Here is a 22,003-nt window from a genome sequence, read left to right as displayed (position 1 = left end):
TTACCACACGTAGCGGGCTGTGAGTTGGGCCTGGCGGCGGGCGGCGTAGTTGCAGGTGCCGTCCGTCGAGCAGTTACCCAGGTAGATCTTGTCGGTCAGGTTGCTGACGTTGAGCGCAAAGTCCCAGTGGCCGTGGCGGTAGCCCAGCATCGCGTCTGCCAGTGCCACGCCGGGGTTTTCAAACGTGTTGGCATCGTCGCCGAAGGTCCTGCCGATGCGGCGCAAGCCAGCGCCCGCACGCCAGCCTTCGCCGATGGTGCGTTCCGCCCACGCGGCCACGTTCACGCGCGGCACCAGCGATGGGCGCTTGCCTTCGTTGCCATCGTTGTTGCGGGTGATCTTCGCATCGAGTCCCGTCAAGGAGCCGTTGACCTTCCAGTCGCGGCCCAGCTTTGCCTCGGCTTCCAGCTCCAGGCCACGCACGCGCACCTCGCCGCGCTGGATCTGGGCGCCCACGCCTGTGTGATCCGGGTCGGCCGTCAGCACATTGCTCTTGCGCAGATCGAACAACGCGGCCGTCAACAACGCCGGCCTGTCGAGCGGCGCCCATTTGACGCCAAGTTCCACCTGCTTGCCCTTCTCCGGCTCGAAGTTTCGGCCATCGAAGGTCTGTCCCATCACGGGACGGAACGAGGTGGCGTAACTCAGGTAGGGCGACACGCCATGGGGCGCCAGCCAGGTGAAGCCCAGGCGGCCGGTGGTGGCGTTGTCCTTCTGGCTGTTTTGCGCGGCGTTGAAATAGTCGTCGTTGTCGATGCGGCTGCGATCCCGGCGCAGGCCCGCCGTCAGCAGATACTGGCCGTTGAACTTCATCTGGTCCTGCGCGTAGATGCCGATCTGACTCAAGGTGCTGCGCTTGTCCTCGTACTTGTCGGCCGCGCCGACCGGCTGGCCGTAGGCCGGCGCAATCACGTCCAGCGTGGGCGCCACACCCAGGTAGTTCTGGCCTTCCTGCACGGCGCGGCTGTAGTCCACGCCGGCCACGAAGGTGTTGTCGATGTCGCCGAAACGGCTGTTCCACTCCACGTTCTGGTCGGCCGCGAACACGCGGGCCTTCTGCTGCGCCGAGAAATTGGCGCGGTCGATGGTGCGTTCGTCGTCGTGCAGGCCGGTCATGTACAGGCTGTGGTAGTCGACCTTCTCGGTGGCGTAGCGCAGGTTCTGGCGCACTTTCCACGCTGGCGAAAAGCGCTTTTCGAACACGTAGCCGATGCTGCGCTGTTCCGTCTTGAAGTGGTCGAGCCCCGGCTCGCCGACGAAGCGGTTGACCGGAATCTGGCCGAACAGGCCTGGCTTCTGCGTGCCGGTCGCGGGCAGGTAGAAATTCGGCGGCACATTGTCGTTCTGCAGATAGGCCAGCAGCGTGAGCGACGTGTCGGCGTCCGGACGCCAAGTCAGCGACGGGGCGAAGTACTGGCGGTTGTCGCTGGTGTAGTCGACGGAACCCTTGGCTTCCCGCGCCAGCATGGTGGCGCGGTACAGCCATACGCCCTGCTCGTCCAGCGGCCCGCCGATATCGGCGGCGACCTGCTTGCGGTCGTAGCTGCCGTAGCTGACCTCCACCTCCCGCAAGCGGGATGCCGTCGGGCGTTTGCTGACGACGTTGACCATGCCGCCCACCTCGGCCTGGCCATACAGGACGGAGCTTGGTCCGCGCAGCACTTCGACGCTTTCAAGTCCATACGGCTCCATCGTAAAGCCGGTGAAGCCGCGCGTAGGCAGGTTCACGCCATCGCGGAAGATGCCGTTCGAGCCGACTTCGAAGCCGCGTATCATGTACTGGTCGAAGCGCGGGTCCACGCCGTAGCTCTCCGTCTGCATGCCTGCGGTGTAGCGCAAGGCCTGCGGAATGCCCGGCGCCTTTTGCGCATCGAGCCGCTCGCGGCTCAGCACCGATATCGATTGCGGCACTTCGACGATGGGCGTGTCGCCCTTGCTGCCTACGCTGCTGCGTTTTGCGATGCCGTCAGCTTCGCCTTGCACGACCACGGTCGACAGGGTTGTCTCGGCCGGCGCCGCGTCGCTCGCGGCGGCGCTCAGGTGATAGCCGCCCATCAGCAGCATGGCGCCGGTGACGGCGCGAGCCAATGGTTTCAGGTCCTGCTTGTTCAACTGGTGTCGCATCGGGTATAGCCTTCTTCTCTTAATGTGTGAATGATTCGTTGACGCTTTGCGCAAAGCTCTGGTGGAACCGCGGATCGGCGATGATGCTCAGGTGCGTGCTGCCAGGGATGGCGTGGACGCGCTCCACACGGCTCGATTGCTTGCGCCAGTCGATCACGTTCATCCCGCGCAGCAGCGAGTCCTCCGCGATCCAGGCGTGGATGCGGCAGTCGAGCGGCTCCAACGTGTAGTCCCGGAAGACCAGCGCGTTTTCCATCAGCGTCCAGAAGATGTGCTCACGGCTGCCGATGTCCGGTCCGTCCAGCGGCAGCGTGTCCGGGCTGTTGTTCACGTAGTGCAGGAACTGCGTGTAGACGGTGGCGTCCATGCGGCCCAGCAGCTGCTGCCAGCGTTCGCGCATGGCGCTGGCGGCGAGCCAGTTGTCGATGTCGTTTTGCAGGCGTTGACGCAGCGCCGGCTCGAGCGGCTTTTCACCACCGACCGCGAACTCCGCATCGAGCGCGCAGACGTCCAGCATGCCGACGAAGCGCACGTCGACGCTGTCGACCAGCAGGCGCGCCGCTTCGTAGGCCAGGATGCCGCCCCACGACCAGCCCAGCAGCATCACCGGCTGGCCCGCGCTCTGGCTGCGGATATGGTCGGCGTAGCGCGCCGCCAGCGCGGATACAGGCAGCGGATCGCCGTCACCGCCGGATAGCGAGTGGCAGATAAAGCCGGTGGCCGGTTGGTCCGGGCCGAGATGGTTCACCAGCGCCGTGTATTCCAGGGTGCTGACCAGCAGGCCGGGGAAGCAGTACAACATAGGCTTGCTGCCGCCGCGCTGGAGGCAAACCACTTCGCTGCCGGCCAGCTCACGGTTGCCGAGCGCGCGCGCCAGGCTGCCGATATCCGGGTAGTTGAACAGGTCGACGATGCCCATGCCATGGTCGGGCAGCAGCCTGTCCAGCATCGTCAGCACACGCAGCGCGCTGAGCGAATCGCCGCCCAATTCGAAGAAATTGTCGGTCGCGCCGATCTGCTGTAGCTGCAGTACCTCCTGCCAGATCGCCACCAGCTGGCGTTCGATATCCGACGACGGCGCCACCACTTCGCGCCGTTCCTGCGTTGGCAGAGGCAAGGCCTTGCGGTCGATTTTTCCGTTTGGCGTCAGCGGCAGGCTGTTGAGAATGACGACGGCGGCGGGCACCATGTAGTCCGGCAGCTGCGCCGCCAGTTGATGGCGCAGTGCGGCGCCATCGACGGCGCTATCCGCATCGGCCACCGCATAGCCTGTGAGCTTAGCCCCCTGCGGCGTCTGGTGCAGCACGACCACCGCTTCGCGCACCGAGGGCAGTTTGCCAAGCGCCGCTTCGATCTCTCCCAGCTCGATGCGGAAGCCTCGCACCTTGACTTGCTGATCGAGGCGGCCCAGATATTCGATGATGCCGTCTGGGCGCCAGCGCACCTGGTCGCCGGTGCGGTACATGCGTCCACCGTCGGCCGCGAACGGATCGGGAATGAAGCGGTCCGCGGTGGCGGCGGCCTGGCCGTGGTAGCCGCGCGCCAGGCATGCCCCGCCAATGTGCAGCTCTCCGGCCACGCCGGGCGGCACGGGATTGAGGTCGGCATCGAGCACGTACGCCCTGCGCGGGCCCACTGCACGGCCTATCGGCGCATAGGCGCCTTCGAAGCTGGCGCCGGCCGTGGTCTTCCACGCCAGCGGCGAGATCACCGTCTCCGTCGGCCCGTAACCATTGATCAGGCACTCCGGCGACAAGGCGCGCTTGAGCTGTTCGAATGTCGCGCGCGGCATGCCCTCGCCGCCGAACGACAGCAGGCGCAGAGACACGGCGTCGCTGCGGCCATCGGCCCATTCGGCCAGCTGCTGCACGTAGCTGGTCGGGAAGCCGGCGTTATTGACGCGGTGTTGGCGCATGGCGGCGTAGGTTTCGGCAGCGCTCCAAAGCGCGTCGCCACGCAGCACGACGCAGCCGCCCACGATCAGCGGCACGATCCATCGCTCGTGCGCACCGTCGAAGCTGATCGACAGGAAGTGCAGCTCGCGCGATGCGGCGTCCATTTCATACAGCTCCGCCGTGGCCTGGCAATGCAGCGACAACGGCCCATGCGCGACCGCCACGCCTTTCGGCCTACCGGTCGAGCCGGAGGTGTAGATGATGTAGGCCATCTGCATCGGCGACACATGCAAATCCGGCGCAGTTTCGGGGTACCGCGACAGGTCGAGCGTATCGATGGCGATTGCAGGCACCGGCAGGCGATCCTGCAGCGCGCGTTGCGTCAACAGGCAAAACACATTGGCATCGCCGAGGATGTACTCGATGCGTTCCTGCGGATAGGACGGATCGATGGGCACCAGCGCGCCGCCGGCCTTGAACACGGCCAGCAGGGTGACGATCATGTCGACGCCACGCTCCAGCGCCACGCCGACGCGGGTCTCCGCCCCAACGCCTGTCGAGATGAGGTAATGCGCCAGACGGTTGGCCGCCGCGTGCATGGCCGCGTGGCTGAGCGTATCGCCACCGCACACCAGCGCCTCATCCCTCCCGCGCAACGGCAACTGCTGCTCCATCAGCTGGTGCACCGGCACGGGCGCGTACATGGCCGCAGGCCACGGAGCGCTCAACTGCGCCAGCGCCTGCGCATCCACCAACTGAAGCTGATCGAGCCGAACCGACGGCGCGGACAACGCCTGCGCCAGCAATGACAGCAGCCGCTCCAGCAAAGCCTCGGCGGTCGACGCATCGAAAAGCGCGGCCGCATACGCCAGCGATAGCGCATGACGGCCGCCGGCGCGCTCGGTCACCCGCAGCAGCAGGTCGACGCGAAGCGCCTGGTCCTCATCCATGCGGACGGAGACTTCGCCGGACTGGCAGCGCTGACGGCGCAGCGCGAAGCCAACCTGGAACGGCAGCTCGTGCTTCTGGAAGCCGTCCGCATTGAGCCGCTCCAGCAGCTTATCGAACGGCAGCGCGGCGTGCGCCAGATTGGCTGCGTCTTCCGCTCGTATCGCGTCGAGCAAGGCGGCGAAGCTCACACCACCGTCCACCGTGAGATGGGAGACGAGGATGTTCTCGAACGGGCCGACAACGCCATGCATGTCCACCGGGCGTCCCTCATCGAAGGTCGCCATGCGCAAGCTGGTTTGCATGGTATGGCGATACAGCAGCACGCCGAACGCCGCCCGCAGGACCTGGGCCGATTGCGCGCCATTCGCCGTGCAGAAGTCGGCCAATGCGGCGGACAATGGCGCGTCCAGTTCAACTTCGACTTGCGCATCGGCGCAGGTACGAGCCGCCGTGCGCGGGCGGTCCAGCGGCAGGACCAGCGGCGCCGAACCGTCGGCCAACCGGGAAAGCCAGTAGTCGTAGTCGGTGGCCGAGACGTCATTGCTCAAGCGCTCCAGCTGCCGCCTGGTGTGCTGATGAAATCCGCGCGGCCCGAGCGGCGCCACGGGCTGCCCCGCGATGCAACGCAGGAGGTCATCGACGAGGATTTCGGCGGAAGCCGCATCGGCAAGCATGCGATGCACCGCCAGCGTGAGCGTCGAACCGTCCAGCCATGCCTTCATGCCGGGCTGGCTCTCCAGATCGAACTCCTGGCGCTGGCACCAGCTGGCGTAACTCCCTTCACGCTCCAGCAGCAACGGCGCCGCGCTGCCCGGCCGCTGTTCGATATCGCCCCAAGCCAGACGGTGAAAGGTGGTTTGCAAAATCCCGTGCCGCGCCTGCAAAACGCTCAGACCATACGCGATCAACGCGCGATCCGGCGACTTCGGCCAGCGCAGTTCGATGCGCATGTGCAGGCGCTGCGTGGTCTGGCTCAACTGGCTCAGGAACCACAGGCTGCGCTGCGCCGGCGATACCAGTTCGATGGCCGCGTCCTGCGGCAGCTTGTCACCCATGGCGACGCTCCTTGCCGGACAGCGCCACCCGCAGGTTGTACTCGCGCTGATCCAGCCAGACGCTGTCGATATGCCTCAGGCACTGCTCGCGGGTATCGCGGAATCCCGCCGCCCGCCAACCGCCAGGCACGGCCCACTGCGCAGGCCATACCGAATATTGCCCCTCCGCGTTGACCACCACTTCGTAAAACCGCTCCTGCCCCATGCCCGCTCCCGATCCGCCGGACACCAGCATTCCCTGGTGTCAAGCAGACAAAATTAACAATAAACAAACCAACGCGAATGATAATGACTATCATTTAGATTTGCAATTGTATTCTGGGATGACACTGCTGAAAGAAGGGGAATACGGACTCGAACGGTCCAGAAACGGCTGTGCCGCATGGCGCCAGGCAAGCGGCGTCGATGCGGCACAGGGAAAAATCAGAACTTGGTGAAGCGGCTTTCGTCGACCTCGTGCAAGGCGGGGCTCATCGGGCTAAATGCCTGGGCGCCGCCATGGCGCCGGGTCTCGCGCGGCGCGACCGGTTGGCGCTTCGCGGCAGGAGCCGGCCGTCCACTGGTCTCGAGCTTGAAGAAGGACATCGCCGATTGCAGTTGCTCGGCCTGGCCGCTCATCTCCTCGGCGGTGGCGGCCAGCTCTTCCGAACTGGACGCGTTCTGCTGCGTGGTCTGGCTCAACTGGCCCACCGCGCTGTTGATCTGGCCGACGCCTGCCGACTGCTCTTCCGACGCGGCGGTGATCTCCTGCACCAGATCCGAGGTCCTGCGGATATTCGGCACCATCTGGTCGAGCAGGCGCCCGGCCTTCTCCGCCAGGTCGACGCTGCTGGTGGCCACATGTTCGATTTCCTGCGCGGCCAGCTGGCTGCGCTCGGCCAGCTTGCGCACCTCGGCCGCGACCACCGCGAAGCCCTTGCCATGGTCGCCCGCGCGCGCCGCCTCGATGGCCGCGTTCAGCGCCAGCAGATTGGTCTGATAGGCGATATCGTCGATGATCTGGATCTTCTTGGCGATCTGCTGCATCGCCGCCACCGTGGCGCGCACGGCGTCGCCGCCCTCGACCGCTTCCTTGGCCGCCTGGCTGGCCATGCCGTCGGTGATCTTGGCGTTCTCGGTGTTGGCCGAGATCGACGCCGTCATCTGCTCGATCGACGCGCTGGTCTGCTCGGTGCCGGCGGCCTGTTCGCTGGCGGCCTGCGACAGGGTCTGCGCCGTCGCGCTGATTTCCTCCGAGGCGCTGGCCAAGGCTTCGGCGCTGCCATTCACCTCGGTCACCACCTGCGCCAGCTTGTAGACGGTGTTGTTGCAGAACTCCTTGAGCTCGCCAAACGACCCGGCGTAGCTCTTCTCGATGCTCACGCGCAGGTCGCCCTCGGACATCGCGCCCATCACCCGCACCACGTCATCGATGCTGGCGCCGGTGGTGGTGACGAGGTTGTTCAAGCCCTCGCCCATTTCCCTCTGGTAGCCCTGCAGCCCGGCCACGTCGATGCGGTTGCTGAAGTCGCCCTGATTGGCGGCTTCGACCACGCGGCGCTGGCCTTCGATCACCTGTTTGAGCTTGGCGGCCATGTGATTGACATAGTCCTTCAGCTCGCCGAACGCGCCCTCGTACGGCTTGTCGATGCTCTTCGACAGGTCGCCCTCGGACATCGCCCCCATCACGCGCACCACATCGTCGATGCTGGCGCCGGTGGTTTGCATCAGCATGTTCAGGCCGTCCGCCATGTCCTTCTGGAAGCCTTGCAGTTCCGTGGTGCTGATCCGCATGGAGAAATTGCCGCGATTTGCGGACTCGACCATGCCACGCTGGCTGTCGATCATCTCGCGCAGCTTCAGGATCATGTGCTTCATCGCCGCCAGCAGCTGGCCGGTTTCGTCGGTGGACTTCACGTCGATGGTCAGGTTCAGGTCGCCGCGCGCCAGCGTCTCGGCCGCCGCCACCGCCTGGCCGATCGGCCGCGTGATGCTCAAAGTGATGTAGATGCCGGCCGCGATGGTCAGCACCACGATCACCGCCAGCGTCTCGATCACCTTGACCTGGGCGGCGGCGCTGACCTCGCTCATCACCTGGTCGGAATGCCTGAGGGTGGCCTCGGTCTTCTCGCGCAGGCTGGCGAGGGCGGCGTTGATCGGCTTGTCGGCGCCGGCCACAGCCTTGTCGAGCTCGTTCGGATTGTCGGTCTTGGCGCGCAGGGCGACCAGGGTCGCCATGTCCTTGCGGTAGGCGGCCGCGCCTTCGCTCAGCTGGGTCAGGAGTTTTTCCTCGTCCGGCGTGACGAAGCCGGTGGCCTTGTAGTCGTGCAGCGTGTGGTCGACATCGACCATGTCGGCTTCGAATTTCTTGTCGTAGTCGCCGCCGCGCAGGATGTAGTTCTTGAAGTGGTGGATGCCGGCGCCCAAGGCGTTGGAGCCGTTGTTGATCGCGCTGCGCTTGGCCAGCGCGTCCTGCTTGATGGTCTGCCACTGCTCGTTCATGGCCGAGGTTTCGTGGACGGCGATCCAGCCCAGTGCGATGGAAAGCAAGGTCAGAAGAAAGAACGCCAGCCCCAAGCGAATACCAACTTTCAAATTGGATAACATTTCTGCCTCCCGATCGATGGTGATCAACTCTATTATTTCCTGCGCATCAATAGTTCCGATGCTGATACTACCTCCAATCGACTTGCAGTTGATATCTTTCCTGACGGATTTATTGAAAGTGTGGCGTCAGGCACTCTCCGGCATTTTCGCGATCAGCTTGTCGAGCGTGAGCGGATAGTCGCGCACGCGCACGCCGGTGGCGTTGTAGACCGCGTTGGCGATGGCGGCGGCCACGCCGCAGATGCCCAGTTCGCCAACGCCCTTGGCCTTCATCGGCGACGACACCGGATCGGTCTCGTCGAGGAAGATCACCTGCTGGTGCGGAATGTCGGCATGCGACGGGACCTCGTAGCCGGCCAGGTCGTGGTTGACGAAGAAGCCGCCGCGCTTGTCCACCACCAGTTGCTCCATCAGCGCCGCGCCCGCGCCCATGGTCATGGCGCCGATCACCTGGCTGCGCGCAGATTTCGGATTGAGGATGCGGCCGGCCGCGCACACCGCCAGCATGCGCCGGATGCGCGTCTCGCCGGTGGCGGCGTCGACCCCGACCTCGACGAAATGGGCGCCGAAGGTCGATTGCTGGAACTTCTTGTCCAGGTCGCCGTACTCCATGAAATCCTCGGCCACCAGCTCGCCGTCGGCGGCGGCTTGGGCCAGCGGCACCGAACGCCCGCCCGCGCTGACGGCGCCATCGGCAAAGACGGCCTCGTCGGCGGACAAGCCCAGCTTCTCCGCCACCGCCGTGCGCAGCGCCACGCAGGCCGCGTACACGCCCGCCGTCGAGCTGTTGCCGCCCCACTGCCCGCCCGACCCGGACGAGACCGGGAAATCCGAATCGCCCAGCTTGACCACCACCTGCGCCAGCGGCACGCCCATCATTTCAGCGGCGGTCTGGGCGATGATGGTGTAGCTGCCGGTGCCGATATCGGTCATGTCGGTTTCCACCGTGACCGTGCCGGTGCGGTCCAGCCGCACGCGGGCCGCCGACTTGGTCACCAGGTTGTTGCGGAAGGCGGCGGCCACGCCCATGCCGATCAGCCATGGGCCGTCGCGCATCTGGCCGGGCCGCGCGCTGCGCTTGTTCCAGCCGAACTGGTCGGCGCCGGTGCGCAGGCATTCGACCAGCCGCCGCTGCGAAAACTTACGCTCCTTCTTGGCGGGATCGGAGGTGGTGTCGTTGATGATGCGGAAAGTGACCGGGTCCATCTTGAGCTTCTCGGCCATCTCGTCCATCGCGATCTCCAGCGCCATCAGGCCTGGCGCCTCGCCCGGCGCGCGCATCGCGTTGCCCTCGGGCAGATCGAGCACGGCAAGCCGCATCCGGGTCATGCGGTGGGCACCGGCGTACAACAGTTTGGTTTGCTGCACCGCCGTTTCCGGTTTGCCGTCCGGCAGGTCGCCGGACCAGCTCTCATGGCCGATGGCGGTGATCCGCCCCTCGCGGCCCGCGCCGATGCGGATGCGCTGTATCGTGGCCGGGCGGTGCGTGGTGTTGTTGAACATCAGCGGCCGTTGCAGCGCCACCTTGACCGGACGCCGCGCCGCCCTGGCGCCCAGCGCCGCCAGCAGCGCCTCCGCGCGCAGGAACAGCTTGCCGCCGAAACCGCCGCCGGTGTAGGGCGAGATCAGGCGCACCTTGTCCTTCGGGATGCCCAGCGTCTTGGCCAGGTCGCCCTTGCCCCAGTCGATCATCTGGTTGGCCGTCCAGACGGTGAGCTGGCCGCTGGCCTCGTCCCAGGCGGCTATCGACGCGTGCGGCTCCATCATCGCGTGGGCCTGGTCGGGCGTGGTGTAGTTGGCGTCCAGCCGCACCGGAGCGGCCGCATAGGCGCGATCAAAGTCGCCTACGCGGGTATCGGCGTTGTCCTTGCCCGATGGGGGGACAGCCTGGTCCTTGGCGGCGGCCAGGTCGTAGGCGCCCTTCTCCGCCGTATAGCTCACCTGCACCAGTTGCGCGGCGGCGCGCGCCTGCTCGAACGTCTCCGCCACCACCAGCGCCACGGCCTGGTGGTAGTGCTGGATGTCCGGTCCGCCCAGCAGCTTGGCGGTGTTCATTTTCCCCTTGCCCAGCTTGCCCGCGCTCTCGGCCGTGACGATGGCGATCACGCCCGGCGCGCGTTGGGCCGCGTCCAGCGACATCGCGGCGATGCGTCCCTTGGCGATGGCGGAACCGACCACGTAGCCATACGCGGCGTTGGGCGCGGCCGCGTTCTGCTCGTAGGCATAGGGCGCGCTGCCGGTGGTCTTGAGCGGGCCGTCGATGCGGTCGGTTGGCTTGCCGACGACTTTCAGTTGATCGATGGGATTGGTGGTGGCGGGCTTGGTGAATTTCATCGCATCAGGCTTTCTTCGCTTGCGTCAGCACCGTATGCAGCGTGCGCTGCACCAGCGTGAGCTTGAACGCATTGTCGGGCGTGGTCTGGGCGCCGGCCAGCAGTTGCTCGGCCACCGCCTTGGCGCCACGCGGCATGCTGGCGTCGGCCGCCGGCATGCGCCACGGCTTGTACGCCACGCCGCCCAGCGCCACCCTGCCCGTGCCGTCCGGCTGGACCACCGCCGCCACGGACACCAGCGCGAACGCGTACGAGGCGCGGTCGCGCACCTTGCGGTAGATGTGCGTGCCGCCCAAGGGCGCGGGCAGCGTCACGGCGGTGATCAGTTCGCCGGGCATCAACGCGTGTTCGATATGCGGCGTGTTGCCGGGTGGCCGGTGGAAATCGGCGATCGGAATGCTGCGCGCGGAACCGTCCGGACGCACCGTCTCGACGCTGGCGTCAAGCAGCTGCATGGCCACCGCCATATCGCTGGGATAGGTGGCGATGCAGGCCGTGCTGGCGCCCAGCACCGCGTGGTTGCGGCTGTGGCCAGCGATGGCCGAACAGCCGCTGCCCGGCGTGCGCTTGTTGCACGGCTGGTTGGTGTCGTAGAAGTACGGGCAGCGGGTGCGCTGCAGCAGGTTGCCTGCGGTCGTGGCCCGGTTGCGCAACTGGGCCGATGCCCCGGCCAGCAAGGCGCGCGACAGCACCGCGTAATCGCGCCGCACGCGCGGGTCGGCGGCCAGGTCGGTGTTGCGCACCAGCGCGCCGATGCGCAGGCCGCCTTGGCCGGTGGCCTCGATCTTGTCCAGACCGAGGCCGTTCACGTCGATCAGGTGGGCCGGGGTTTCGATCTCCAGCTTCATCAGGTCCAACAGGTTGGTGCCGCCGGCGATGAACTTGGCGCCCGGCGTGCTGGCCGCAGCGGCGGCGGCCGCCGCCGGCGACTGCGCGCGTTGATAGCTGAACACCTTCATGCCGTCCTCCCCGCGACCTCGGTGATGGCGTCGATGATGTTGGAATAGGCGCCGCAGCGGCACAGGTTGCCGCTCATACGTTCGCGCAGTTCGTCGGCGTTCAGCAGCGGCTTGGCGTTCAGGTCGGCGCTGGCGTGGCTGGGGATGCCTTGTTTGATTTCATCGAGCACCGCCACCGCCGAACAGATCTGTCCCGGCGTGCAGTAGCCGCACTGGTAGCCGTCGTGCTTGATGAAGGCCGCCTGCATCGGGTGCAGCTTGTCCTCGCTGCCCAGGCCTTCGATCGTGGTGACCTGGGCGCCGTCGTGCATCACCGCCAGCGTCAGGCAGGAGTTCAGCCGTCGGCCGTCGACGATGACGGTGCAGGCGCCGCATTGGCCGTGGTCGCAGCCTTTCTTGGTGCCGGTCAGGTGCAGATGTTCGCGCAGGGCGTCCAGCAGCGTGGTGCGGGTGTCGAGGTCGAGATGCTCGGCCTTGCCGTTCACCTTCAGCGATACGCCGGCGTGGACCGGCGCGGGGTTGGCTGGACTGGCGGCCTGCGCCGGCTGAGCGTCGGCCATCGAGGGCACAGCGGCGGCTGTGGCGGACAGGGCGCCCGCGATCAACAGATCGCGCCGCGCATGGTTGATGTCGCTGAAGTCGTTCATGGGCTTGCGTCTCCGGGGGGCGTATCGGCGACCTCGATGGTAGGCCGTCCCCCGCGAACGAACTGTACGTTCGTTCACACAGCGGCTACAAAGCCCGCACCTCTTCCTCGGTAAAGCCGGCCTTGAGGCGGGCGTCGATGTTGAACGGACCGCGCGGCGTGGGCGCCTTGTAGCGCACGGCCAGCTCGGCATACGTGGCGCGCGGCTCGAGGCCGCGTTGCTGGCACAGGTAGTTGTACCAGCGATTGCCGATCTCCACATGGCCGATCTCGTCGCGCAGGATGATATCGAGGATGGCCGCCGCGTCGCGATCGCCCGCCTGGGCCAGCTTGGCGCGCAACGGCGGGATCGCGTCCAGCCCGCGCGCTTCGAGCGTGCGCGGCACCAGCGCCATGCGGGCCAGCACGTCCTCGGTGGTCTTGCCGACCATTTCCCACAGGCTGTCGTGGGCCGGGAAGTCGCCGTAGCGGTAGCCCAGCGTTTCCAGGTGGGCCGCCAGCATCGCGAAATGCGTGGCCTCCTCGGCGGCCACGCGCAGCCAGTCGATGTAGTACTCCAGCGGCAGATCGGGGAAGCGCCACAGCGCGTCCAGCGCCAGGTTGACCGCGTTGAATTCGATATGCGCCAGCGCGTGGATCAGCATGGCCCGGCCCTCCACCGTGGCCATCGAGCGCCGCCCCACCGACAGCGGCGGCACCAGGTCCGGCTTGTCCGGGCGGCCCGGAATGGCGCCGGCCGGCACGATGACGCTGGCCGGGTCCAGCCCGCAATCGCCCGCGCGCGATGCCGCCGCCATGGCGGCCACCGCCGTCACTTTCATGCCGGGATCGTTCTCTAGCAGGCAATGCAGCGCGTAGGCGCGCAACTCGGTTGGGCTCGACATCGTGTTCCTTGAAGCTTTGAAAAGGACGCAGTGTAGCAAATGCGGCGGCTAGCTGACCGCCGGCTCCAGTAAAGTCAAGGTTTGCTGTTCGGTGTCCAGGCGGGCGCGCAGGCCGACGGGCAGCGTGAACTGGTGGCGGATGTGGCCGAAGGAATAGCCGGCCACGGCGGGCCGTGTCAGCGGCAGCAGGTGCTGGTCGACCGTGTCGTCCAGCGACAGCGCGCTCTCGCCGTCGGCGCCTTCGCAATTTTCAAAGATGCCCAGCACGACGGCGGCGGCGTTGCGGTAGCCCTGGCTGAGCTGCAGTTGCGTCATCATGCGGTCGATGCGGTAGGGTTCCTCGTTGACTTCCTCCAGGTAGAGAATGGCGTCCTTGAAGTCGGCCGCGTACGGCGTGCCCGCCAGTGCGCTCACCAGCGACAGGTTGCCGCCGATGAGCCGGCCGGTGGCGACGCCGCCGTGCACGGTGCGCGGCGGCGGATTGTCCGCCGACATGGCGATGGTGTAGCTGTCCTGCGGCGACATCAGCACGCTGCGCATCTGCGCCACCGAGTAGTCCGAAAATGTGGACGAACCCACCGGGCCGTGAAACGTGACCAGTCCGCATTTTTTGAGCAGGGCCAGGTGCAGGCAGGTGATGTCCGAGTAACCGATCAGCACCTTCGGATGCGCGCGGATCAGCCGGTAGTCGATATGCTCCAGCAGCGAGATGCAGCCGGAACCGCCGCGCACCGCCCACACGGCCTTGATGTCGGGATCGCGGAACATCGCGTGCAAGTCGGCCAGCCGCTGCTCGACCGTGCCGGCGTAATTGCCGTAGATGTAGTTGATGTTGTCGCCCAGGCGCACCCGCAATCCAAGCGACTCGATATTGGCGACGGCCTGGGCCAGCGCCTCGTCGTTGGTATGGCCGGCAGGCGCGATCAGGCCGACCAGGTCGCCCGGCTGCAGGCGCTGTGGTTTGATCAATCGCATCGCTCTTTTCCTTGCGGGAGCGGCGGACGCCGGCAAGGCGCCCGCCCCCAGCGCGGCGGCGGCCAGCAGCTGGCCGAACCGCCGCCGGCCGTTCGCCGTGGACATTACAGGAACTGGTACTTGAGCAGGACGTTGAGCGAGCGCCCGCGCGGATCGGCCACCCGTGGATCCCAGCCGGCGCCCACCACCTCGTCCACGTTATGGGCGGTGAATGGCGGATTGGTGTCCAGCAGGTTCTGGATGCCGAGCGTGATCGTCACGTTCTTGAAGCCGGTGTACGAGGCCGACAGGTCGTACTTGGTGTAGGCCTTCACGTCCGGATTGAAGCCCGGTGGCGGTGGTGCCTTGCCGCCGTCCGGCAACTGGTCCTTGTAGCCGGAGCTGTAGTTCTGGACCAGCATGGCGCTCCAGTCCCCGCGCGCCAGCGTGATGCTGGCGTTGTGCTTCCAGCGCAGGTACAGGTCGCGCGTGTAGAAGTTGCCGACGTATTCCTTGTACGGCTGGCCTTCGATCTCGGCGAACTTGAAGCTCTGCGTGTAGGTACCGTCCAGGTTGAAGATCCACTTGTAGGCGTTGACCTTGCCTTCGCCGCGCAAGCTCAGGTCGGCGCCACGCGTCTTGATGCCGGCCGCGTTGATCCAGCCCGCGTTCACATAGGCGATGGTGTTGTCCGGGTTGCGGACGATGTTTTGGGACAGCAGCGCCGCGTTGGCCAGCACCACTTGAGGCGTGCGGTTCAGGATGCGGTTCTGCGAATTGACGGCCCAGTAGTCGAGCGAGGCCGAGTAGCCACGCACCGGCTCGATCACCATGCCCAGGCTGCCCTGCTTCGACGTCTCCGGCTTCAGCGCGGGATCGCCGCCGCTGAAGTACGGCAGGCGCGCAATGGCGCAGAAGGCCGGATCGCCGGGATGGGTCGGGCAGAAGATCGGGTCGATGGTGCCGTTCGGCAGTTCCTGCAACAAGCGGCCGGAGTACAGCTGCGTGAAGCTCGGCGCCAGGAAGCCCTTGTTGGCCGAGCCACGGAACACCAGCATGCTGCTGGGCTGGTAGCGGAACGAGACCTTCGGATTGGTGGTCGAGCCGAACAAGCTGTAGTGGTCGCGGCGCACGGCAAGCTGCGTTTCCAGTTCCTTGGTGATCGGCACGATCAGCTCGGTGTAGACCGCCTTGATATTGCGGCTCGCATCGCTCAGCGCGGCATTGCCCGGCGATAGCAGGATCTGCGTGGCGTCAACATCCTGCCCGAAGTCGTAGCCCTCGCGGCGCAGGTCGAAGCCGACCGCCATCGACACCGCGCCAGCCGGCAATTGCCAGACCTCGCCGGACAGGTTGCCGTCCAGCTGCGTCAGCGTGGTTTTGCCGTGCTGGAAAGCGCCACGGAACTTGGTCGACTCGACCAGTTGCATCGCTTCCGGCGTCTGCGTCTGGCCGGCGGTCAGCCACGGATTGATCTTGCCGCTACCCAGCGCCGCGTAGATCTGGCTGGTGTAGCCGTAGCCGTCCAGCAGCGCGGTCTTGGTGGTGCTCTCGCCATGCGAGAAGCCCGCGCGGTAGTCCCACTTGCCGAACAGGACGCCTTCCGCGCCGACCAGCAGCCGCAGGTTGTCGGTGACGTTTTCCTGCTTGCGGTCGCCCCACGCATTGGCGCGCCATTTGTAGATGATGGGCTTGGTCTTGTCGAAGGTCGGAATGTAGGCCGACAAGTCCTGGTAGTAGGCGCCGCCGACCGGATAGGCATTGCCGTTGGCCAGCGAGGTCTGGATCTGCACCGGCGTGAACTCCGCCAGGGCCTTGTTGTGGCCGTACAGCGCCTCGACGAACAGCTTGTGGTCGGGACTGATCTGCAGCGTGCCGCGCGCGACCGCGTTCAGACGCTCGACCGGAACGCTGATGATGTAGTCGGCGCCATAGTCGTAGGCGCAGGAATAGGTGCTGCGCGTGGCGGCGGTGACGTCCTTCCACAGCGCGGTCTGGTACTGCGACATGCCCGGTATGGAGTCGCACTTGCCCTGGAAGCTCAGCGGATTGGCCTGCAGATAGGTGGTGTTGTCGCCCGGCCGCTTGAAGCCGGTGCCGAGCGCGGTGCCGGCACCGCTCAGCTGGTTGGCGAACGGCGTGCCGGTGGTGTCCGGCGACAGGCCGCGCTCGGGCTGGAAGCCGTTGGCGAACGAGCGGTCGCGCGAGCTGAGCTTTTCATTGTTGTCATAGGTGACGCTGCCCATGACGTTGAAGCCCTCCTTCTGCAGCGAGCCGATGCCGCCCAGCAGCGACAGCCTGCGCGTGGCGCCGCCGCCATGCTGGGTGAAGTTGTCGTTGAGCGAAACTTCGGCGCCGTGGTAGTCGGTGCGCAGGATGAAGTTGATGACGCCGCCGATGGCGTCGGTGCCGTAGATCGCCGAGGCGCCGTCTTTCAATATCTCCACGCGCTGGATCGCGCCCAGCGGGATGGCGTTCAGGTCGACCGCCTTGGCGCTGGCGCCGAAGGTGGCGATGCGGCGGCCATTGAGCAGCACCAGCGTGCTGTTGGGCCCGAGCCCGCGCAGCGACGCGTATGAGGCGCCGCCGCTGACGCGGTCGGCATCCGCGCCGAACACGTTGTTCCCCGAGGTCATGTTGTCGGCCCCGGTGCCGTTGGCCGACAAGTTGCGGATCAGCTGCTCGGTGCTGGTGATGCCGGATTTTTCGATGGTGTCGTAATTGATCACCTGCACCGGCAAGGCGCCCTCTTTCGCCAGGCGCTTGATGCTGCTGCCGGTGATTTCAACGCGCGTCATGACTTCCTGCGCAAACACCGGACCTGCGGCCGGGACGAATACACCCATCAGCGCAATCGCATGCGCCAGTTTTTTAACCTTCACGGTCTCTCCCTGTGGTGAATCTGAATGCTTATTTTTCCAGATTAGCGCCTTGCAACATTGACCAGCCAATGAAAATAGCTTTTGTCCGTATAACTTTTACTCATGTAGCGGCGCTCTCCCCCGCAGCATGCCAGTGGGAGCAACTTTCAGGAAAGACATTTGTATCTTTTAAACCACATTTCCCGGAGTTAACAGCACTCGGGCGGCCTCGGCGATGCTGCGGGCCAGCTGGTTGGCGCCGTGCGAGAGGGGCGCGTGGGCCGGTGTCAGCAGGTACAAGTGGATCGGGATTTCCGGCGTCCACGGCCGGCTTTGAAGCTGTCCGCGCCCGGACGCGGCGGTGAACGGATCGACCACCGCCATGCCGCCGCCGGTCTCCACCAGCGAGCGGGCGATCTGGTAGGTTTGCACCACGGTGTGGAAGTGCGGCTGCATGCCTTGCGCCTCGCAGGCCGCCAGCACCAGGTCGCCGAGCGGATCGTTGTCGGCGTAGCCTATCAGCTCGCCTTCCAGCTCGGGCGCGGAGAACGGCTGCGCCTGCTGCGCGGCGGACCAGCGGCCGGGCGGCGCGATCACCGTCATCACGCCCTGCGCGATCGGCTCGGCGACGATGCCGGGGTGGCGCGGGTCCTGCAGCGACAGGCCGAGGTCGGCCTCGCCCAGCCGCAGGGTGTTGACGATCTCGCTGGTGTGGTGGGTCGCCAGTTCGCAGCGGGTGTCGGCGAAGGCGCGGCGCCAGTTGCTCATCGCCTGGGGCAGCACGCTGGCGGCCAGGGTCGGCGTCGCCACCAGGCGGATGGTCTCCACCGCGCGGCCCTTGAGGCTGGCTGCCAGGCGGCGGATGCCTTGCAGGTCGCGGTTCAGTTTTTCGGTCTCGGCGAACAGGCGGTGCGCCTCCGGCTTGGGGTACAGCTTGCCGCGCACGCGTTCGAACAAGGGCATGCCCAGTTGCAGCTCGCAGTGTTGCAGGACCTTGGTCACGGCCGGCTGCGAAATGTGCAGCACTTGCGCCGCGCCGCTGATGGTACCGACCTGCATGATGGCGTGAAAAACTTCAATGTGACGCAGCCGCATCTTCCTCTTTCGCTATGACGATGCGCTACTGTAGCAGGAGTGCCGAGCGAACGCTGCCATGAGCCTGGGCCAGCAGCTCGCGCGCCCGCGCCACCGGGATCTGCCGCAGCAGCACCACGATGGCGACCTTGACGTGGTGGTCGCACTGCTCCAGCACGAAGCGGGCGCTGGCCTCGTCGGCGCCGGTGGCGTGCATGGTCAGCGCCACCGCGCGGCGCAGCAGCTTGGCGTTGGTGGCCTTCATGTCGACCATCAGGTTGCCGTAGACTTTGTTCAGCCGGACCATGATGGCGCTGGAGATGGTGTTGAGCACGATCTTTTGCGAAGTGCCGGCCTTCAGGCGCGTGCTGCCGGAGATCACCTCGGGGCCGGTGTCGAGCGTGATGCCCAGCTCGGCCCGCGTGGCCACCGGCGCCTCGGCATTGTTGGCGATGCCGATGGTCAGCACGCCGGAGGTCAGGGCCGCGTCCAGCGCGCCCAGCACGTACGGTGTGCTGCCGGACGCGGCCAGCAACAGCACCACGTCGTCGCGTTGCGGCAGCAAGGCGGCCAAGTCGAGGAAGCCTTGCTTGGCGTCGTCCTCCGCGCCCTCCACCGCCGCGAACATGGCGCGCTTGCCGCCGGCCAGCAGCGACAACGCGCGCTCGTGCGGCCACGAGAAGGTTGGATGCAGCTCCACGCCGTCGAGCACGCCCAGGCGCCCCGAGGTGCCGGCGCCGACGTAGATCAGCCGTCCGCCGGCGGCGATGCGCGGCACAGCGGCCTCGACCGCTGCGGCGATCGCGCCGGCGGCGGCCTGCACGGCGGCGACGGCCTGGAACTGGTCGGCGATCAGCGTGCCGACCAGCTTGGGGACCGGGTATTCGTCCAGGCCGGCATGTTCCTGACTGGGGCGTTCAGTGTTGAGCATGCAGAAAGTGTAGTCTTGAACAAGCGCCTGCGCCCATGAAAGCTTGCCAGGAAGGCATTCCGAAAAGTTATATGGTTACACCCGGTTTTCATTGGCGACCACCACCCGCTCACAGTATTCTCGTTACCATCGAGTACACTACAGGCCCCACATGAAACGAGAAATGCAGGCATTGATGGGCATGCTGTTGATGGCGGGCGCCAGCGGCATGGCCGCGACCTTGGACCAGGAACTGGCTGCAGTAGCGGCCGACCAGGCGATGCCGCTGGCCAGCCTGTCGGTGCTGGCGATTCGCGGCGGCAAGGTGCAGTATCAATTCCAGACCGGCCAGCGCCGCATCGGCGCCGCGGCCGCGCCGGCCAATGCGGACACCATGTACCGCATCGCCTCCATTTCCAAGATGATGACCACGTTCGGCGTGATGCGGCTGATCGAGCAGTATCTGCTGGCGCTGGACACGGATGTCGGCCAGTACCTCGGCTATGCGCTGCGCAACCCGCACTTTCCCGACCGGCCCATCACCCTGCGCATGCTGCTGACGCACACCTCGTCCCTGCGCGACGAGGCAGGCTACTTCTGGGGCGCGGACGTCGCCATCCGCGACCAGCTGACCAGCGGCGCGCCCGGCATGTGGGCCAGCGAGGCCGGTCCGGGCGACTACTTCATGTACACCAACCTGAACTGGGGCGTGATCGGCACCATCATGGAGAAGGTCAGCGGCGAGCGCTTCGACCGCCTGATGAAGCGCCTGCTGCTCGATCCGATGGGGCTGCGCGGCGGCTACAATCCATCCGAATTCACGGCCGAAGAGATCGACAACGTGGCGACCTTGTACCGCAAGCGCACCGTCGACACCGAGGTCTGGAACCCCGACGGCCCGTGGATCGCGCAGGTGGACGACTACAGCGTCCGCCCGCCGGCCGCGCCCGCCAACGTCGCCACCTACGTCATCGGCAGCAACGGCACGCTGTTCAGCCCGACCGGTGGCTTGCGCATCTCGGCCGCCGACCTGGGCAAGGTGATGCTGATGCTGATCCAGCACGGCCGTTATCAGGACCGCCAGATCCTCCAGCCCGAATCGGTGGCGCTGATGTTCAGCCAGCAGTGGAAACACAACGGCAGCAACGGCGACACCTATCGTGGCTTGTATCAAAGCTGGGGACTGGGCAACCAGCGCTTCGGGCGCGGCCGGCTGGTCGAAGGCGAAGGCTTCATCGCCGCCGGCCACCTGGGCGACGCCTATGGCTTGATCTCGACCTTCGTGGTGGATCTGCAGCGCGGCAACGGCATGGTGTCGCTGATCGGCGGCACCGGCACCGATCCGGACAAGAATCCCGGCCGCTACTCGGCGATGACGCGCAGCGAAGAGCGCATCCTGACCGCGCTGTATCGCCACGCCATACTCGGCAGGTGAAGCGATGAGCGAAGTCATCGTCATCGGCGGCGGCGTGGTGGGCCTGACCTCGGCCTGGTGGTTGGTCGAGGCCGGCTATCGCGTGACGCTGGTCGAGCGCGAGGCTGAAGTCGGCAGCATGGCCAGCTACCGCAACGGCGGCCAGCTCAGCTACCGCTACGTGTCGCCGCTGGCGGACGCTGGCGTGCCCTTGAAGGCCTTGCACTGGCTGTTCCAGCCCGATGGCCCGCTGCGCTTACGGCCCGAGGCGGATCTGCGGCAATGGCGCTGGCTCGTGCGTTTTCTCGCCAACTGCAACGCGGCCGCCAACCGCCGCACCACCGCGACGCTGCTGCAACTGGGCGAGTTGAGCCGCAACGCGATGGGCGACTTGTCGCTGCACGTACCCCTGTCGGAGTTCGACTGGCGCGACGCGGGCAAGCTGGTCGTGTACCGCAGCGCACGCCTGTTCGAGCACGCAGCCGGTCTCGCCCAAGCCGATGCCGAGGTGTGGACGCCAGCCGCGATCGCCTCGCGCGAACCCGCGCTGGCGGCCCTGCAGGGCGATCTGGCGGGCGGCGTTTTCAATCCGGGCGAGGCGGTGGCGGACTGTCACGCCTTCTGCCTGGCGCTGCTGCAACGCTTGCGGACGCACCCCAACTTCAACGGCGTGCTGCATCGGGACGTGACACGCATCCACATCAAGTGCGGCGACGTGGAGCGGCTGGATACCACCGACGGTCCGTTGCGCGCCGACCATTATGTGCTGGCGGCCGGCATCGCCAGCCGCGATCTGGCAGCCGAGGCCGGCATCTACCTGCCGTTGTATCCGCTCAAGGGATACAGCCTGTCCGCACCGATCCGCGCCGCCGACAACGCGCCGCAAATCAGCGTGACGGACTTTGAACGCAAGGTGCTGTACGCCCGCATCGGCCCGCAGCTGCGCGTGGCGGCGATGGTGGATATGGTGGGTGCGGACCGGCGCATCGATCAGCGCCGCATACAAAGCCTGGTGCGGCTGGCCCGGGAAGCCATGCCCGACGCGGCCGACTACGGACAGGCCGAGGCCTGGGCCGGCTTGCGTCCGGCCACGCCCGGCGGCGCGCCCATCATCGGCGCCAGCCGCCACCGCAACCTGTGGCTGAACGTGGGCCACGGGCCGCTCGGATTCACCTTCGCCTGCGGCAGCGCCAGCCTGCTGGCGGACTTGATGCGCGGCGCGCCCCTCCCGGCCGCGCTGGCCGGACTGGCGCCGCGCCGCTGACAAACCGGAAATTGGCGACACCAGCCACTCGCCGCAAGGAGGCATGCCAAAACAACATGGGCTCGCGTACAATCCTTGTATGCAACTAGGATT

Annotated in this window: 15 protein-coding genes; 3 read left to right on the top strand and 12 right to left on the bottom strand. The window is 66.4% G+C overall.

Annotation, left to right across the window (positions count from 1 at the left end):
- The 3 genes from ACUJB0_RS01390 to ACUJB0_RS01380 are packed head-to-tail and all read right to left on the bottom strand — an operon-like array spanning position 1 to position 6,230.
- Positions 1-2,124: a TonB-dependent siderophore receptor gene (locus ACUJB0_RS01390; RefSeq protein ID WP_444843629.1), complete on the bottom strand. Its 2,124-nt coding sequence runs from the start codon at positions 2,122-2,124 to the stop codon at positions 1-3.
- 19 nt (positions 2,125-2,143) lie between these two features.
- On the bottom strand, positions 2,144-6,025 hold the full coding sequence (locus ACUJB0_RS01385) for a non-ribosomal peptide synthetase (RefSeq protein ID WP_444843628.1): 3,882 nt from the start codon (positions 6,023-6,025) through the stop codon (positions 2,144-2,146).
- Positions 6,018-6,230 (bottom strand): MbtH family protein, encoded by a 213-nt coding sequence (locus ACUJB0_RS01380; RefSeq protein WP_444843627.1) that lies wholly within the window; start codon positions 6,228-6,230, stop codon positions 6,018-6,020. The genes ACUJB0_RS01385 and ACUJB0_RS01380 overlap by 8 nt, the downstream gene beginning before the upstream one ends.
- On the opposite strand from ACUJB0_RS01380, the gene ACUJB0_RS01375 reads away from it, so the two are divergent.
- The gene (locus ACUJB0_RS01375; protein WP_444843626.1) at positions 6,229-6,462 is read left to right on the top strand and encodes a hypothetical protein; all 234 of its coding nucleotides are present in this window, start codon (positions 6,229-6,231) and stop codon (positions 6,460-6,462) included. The genes ACUJB0_RS01380 and ACUJB0_RS01375 overlap by 2 nt on opposite strands.
- Here the strand turns inward: ACUJB0_RS01375 and ACUJB0_RS01370 are convergent.
- The 9 genes from ACUJB0_RS01370 to ACUJB0_RS01330 all read right to left on the bottom strand — a co-directional run bounded on the left by ACUJB0_RS01370 (position 6,449) and on the right by ACUJB0_RS01330 (position 19,253).
- On the bottom strand, positions 6,449-8,611 hold the full coding sequence (locus ACUJB0_RS01370; RefSeq protein WP_444843625.1) for a HAMP domain-containing methyl-accepting chemotaxis protein: 2,163 nt from the start codon (positions 8,609-8,611) through the stop codon (positions 6,449-6,451). The two genes, ACUJB0_RS01375 and ACUJB0_RS01370, sit on opposite strands and share 14 nt — an antisense overlap.
- Positions 8,612-8,737: 126 nt before the next feature.
- The gene (gene paoC / locus ACUJB0_RS01365; protein ID WP_444843624.1) at positions 8,738-10,945 is read right to left on the bottom strand and encodes an aldehyde oxidoreductase molybdenum-binding subunit PaoC; all 2,208 of its coding nucleotides are present in this window, start codon (positions 10,943-10,945) and stop codon (positions 8,738-8,740) included.
- 4 nt (positions 10,946-10,949) lie between these two features.
- On the bottom strand, positions 10,950-11,903 hold the full coding sequence (locus tag ACUJB0_RS01360) for an FAD binding domain-containing protein (RefSeq protein ID WP_444843623.1): 954 nt from the start codon (positions 11,901-11,903) through the stop codon (positions 10,950-10,952).
- The gene (paoA, locus tag ACUJB0_RS01355) at positions 11,900-12,550 is read right to left on the bottom strand and encodes an aldehyde dehydrogenase iron-sulfur subunit PaoA (RefSeq protein ID WP_444843622.1); all 651 of its coding nucleotides are present in this window, start codon (positions 12,548-12,550) and stop codon (positions 11,900-11,902) included. Before paoA ends, ACUJB0_RS01360 begins: the two co-directional genes overlap by 4 nt.
- Positions 12,551-12,635: 85 nt before the next feature.
- Complete coding sequence (locus ACUJB0_RS01350) at positions 12,636-13,433, bottom strand: ferritin-like domain-containing protein (protein ID WP_444843621.1); 798 nt, start codon at positions 13,431-13,433, stop codon at positions 12,636-12,638.
- 48 nt (positions 13,434-13,481) lie between these two features.
- Positions 13,482-14,513 (bottom strand): S66 peptidase family protein, encoded by a 1,032-nt coding sequence (locus tag ACUJB0_RS01345; RefSeq protein ID WP_444843620.1) that lies wholly within the window; start codon positions 14,511-14,513, stop codon positions 13,482-13,484.
- The gene (locus ACUJB0_RS01340; protein WP_444843619.1) at positions 14,513-17,269 is read right to left on the bottom strand and encodes a TonB-dependent receptor; all 2,757 of its coding nucleotides are present in this window, start codon (positions 17,267-17,269) and stop codon (positions 14,513-14,515) included. The genes ACUJB0_RS01345 and ACUJB0_RS01340 overlap by 1 nt, the downstream gene beginning before the upstream one ends.
- A gap of 168 nt (positions 17,270-17,437) precedes the next feature.
- Positions 17,438-18,343, bottom strand: a complete 906-nt coding sequence (locus ACUJB0_RS01335; RefSeq protein ID WP_444843618.1) for a LysR family transcriptional regulator — start codon at positions 18,341-18,343, stop codon at positions 17,438-17,440.
- Positions 18,344-18,368: 25 nt separating this feature from the next.
- Positions 18,369-19,253, bottom strand: a complete 885-nt coding sequence (locus ACUJB0_RS01330) for an N-acetylmuramic acid 6-phosphate etherase (RefSeq protein ID WP_444843617.1) — start codon at positions 19,251-19,253, stop codon at positions 18,369-18,371.
- Between the two features lie 151 nt (positions 19,254-19,404).
- On the opposite strand from ACUJB0_RS01330, the gene ACUJB0_RS01325 reads away from it, so the two are divergent.
- Together ACUJB0_RS01325 and ACUJB0_RS01320 are read left to right on the top strand one after the other, a co-directional pair.
- On the top strand, positions 19,405-20,667 hold the full coding sequence (locus ACUJB0_RS01325) for a serine hydrolase domain-containing protein (protein ID WP_444843616.1): 1,263 nt from the start codon (positions 19,405-19,407) through the stop codon (positions 20,665-20,667).
- 4 nt (positions 20,668-20,671) lie between these two features.
- A complete protein-coding gene (locus tag ACUJB0_RS01320; protein ID WP_444843615.1) occupies positions 20,672-21,910 on the top strand; it encodes a D-amino acid dehydrogenase in 1,239 nt (412 codons plus the stop codon).
- The last annotated feature ends 93 nt before the right edge of the window (positions 21,911-22,003 follow it).

Source organism: Duganella caerulea (assembly GCF_040362985.1).
Classification (GTDB): Bacteria; Pseudomonadota; Gammaproteobacteria; order Burkholderiales; family Burkholderiaceae_D; genus Rugamonas; species Rugamonas vulcania.
This window is presented reverse-complemented; position numbering and strand designations above follow the sequence as displayed.

What these genes read in the sequence shown, in the direction of transcription:
- paoC (WP_444843624.1), bottom strand. Translation starts at nt 10,945, where the DNA reads ATGAAATTCACCAAGCCCGCCACCACCAATCCCATCGATCAACTGAAA.
- ACUJB0_RS01375 (WP_444843626.1), top strand. Translation starts at nt 6,229, where the DNA reads ATGCCCGCTCCCGATCCGCCGGACACCAGCATTCCCTGGTGTCAAGCA.
- ACUJB0_RS01370 (WP_444843625.1), bottom strand. Translation starts at nt 8,611, where the DNA reads ATGTTATCCAATTTGAAAGTTGGTATTCGCTTGGGGCTGGCGTTCTTT.
- ACUJB0_RS01380 (WP_444843627.1), bottom strand. Translation starts at nt 6,230, where the DNA reads ATGGGGCAGGAGCGGTTTTACGAAGTGGTGGTCAACGCGGAGGGGCAA.
- ACUJB0_RS01360 (WP_444843623.1), bottom strand. Translation starts at nt 11,903, where the DNA reads ATGAAGGTGTTCAGCTATCAACGCGCGCAGTCGCCGGCGGCGGCCGCC.
- ACUJB0_RS01330 (WP_444843617.1), bottom strand. Translation starts at nt 19,253, where the DNA reads ATGCTCAACACTGAACGCCCCAGTCAGGAACATGCCGGCCTGGACGAA.
- ACUJB0_RS01325 (WP_444843616.1), top strand. Translation starts at nt 19,405, where the DNA reads ATGAAACGAGAAATGCAGGCATTGATGGGCATGCTGTTGATGGCGGGC.
- ACUJB0_RS01320 (WP_444843615.1), top strand. Translation starts at nt 20,672, where the DNA reads ATGAGCGAAGTCATCGTCATCGGCGGCGGCGTGGTGGGCCTGACCTCG.
- ACUJB0_RS01390 (WP_444843629.1), bottom strand. Translation starts at nt 2,124, where the DNA reads ATGCGACACCAGTTGAACAAGCAGGACCTGAAACCATTGGCTCGCGCC.
- ACUJB0_RS01350 (WP_444843621.1), bottom strand. Translation starts at nt 13,433, where the DNA reads ATGTCGAGCCCAACCGAGTTGCGCGCCTACGCGCTGCATTGCCTGCTA.
- ACUJB0_RS01345 (WP_444843620.1), bottom strand. Translation starts at nt 14,513, where the DNA reads ATGTCCACGGCGAACGGCCGGCGGCGGTTCGGCCAGCTGCTGGCCGCC.
- ACUJB0_RS01385 (WP_444843628.1), bottom strand. Translation starts at nt 6,025, where the DNA reads ATGGGTGACAAGCTGCCGCAGGACGCGGCCATCGAACTGGTATCGCCG.
- paoA (WP_444843622.1), bottom strand. Translation starts at nt 12,550, where the DNA reads ATGAACGACTTCAGCGACATCAACCATGCGCGGCGCGATCTGTTGATC.
- ACUJB0_RS01335 (WP_444843618.1), bottom strand. Translation starts at nt 18,343, where the DNA reads ATGCGGCTGCGTCACATTGAAGTTTTTCACGCCATCATGCAGGTCGGT.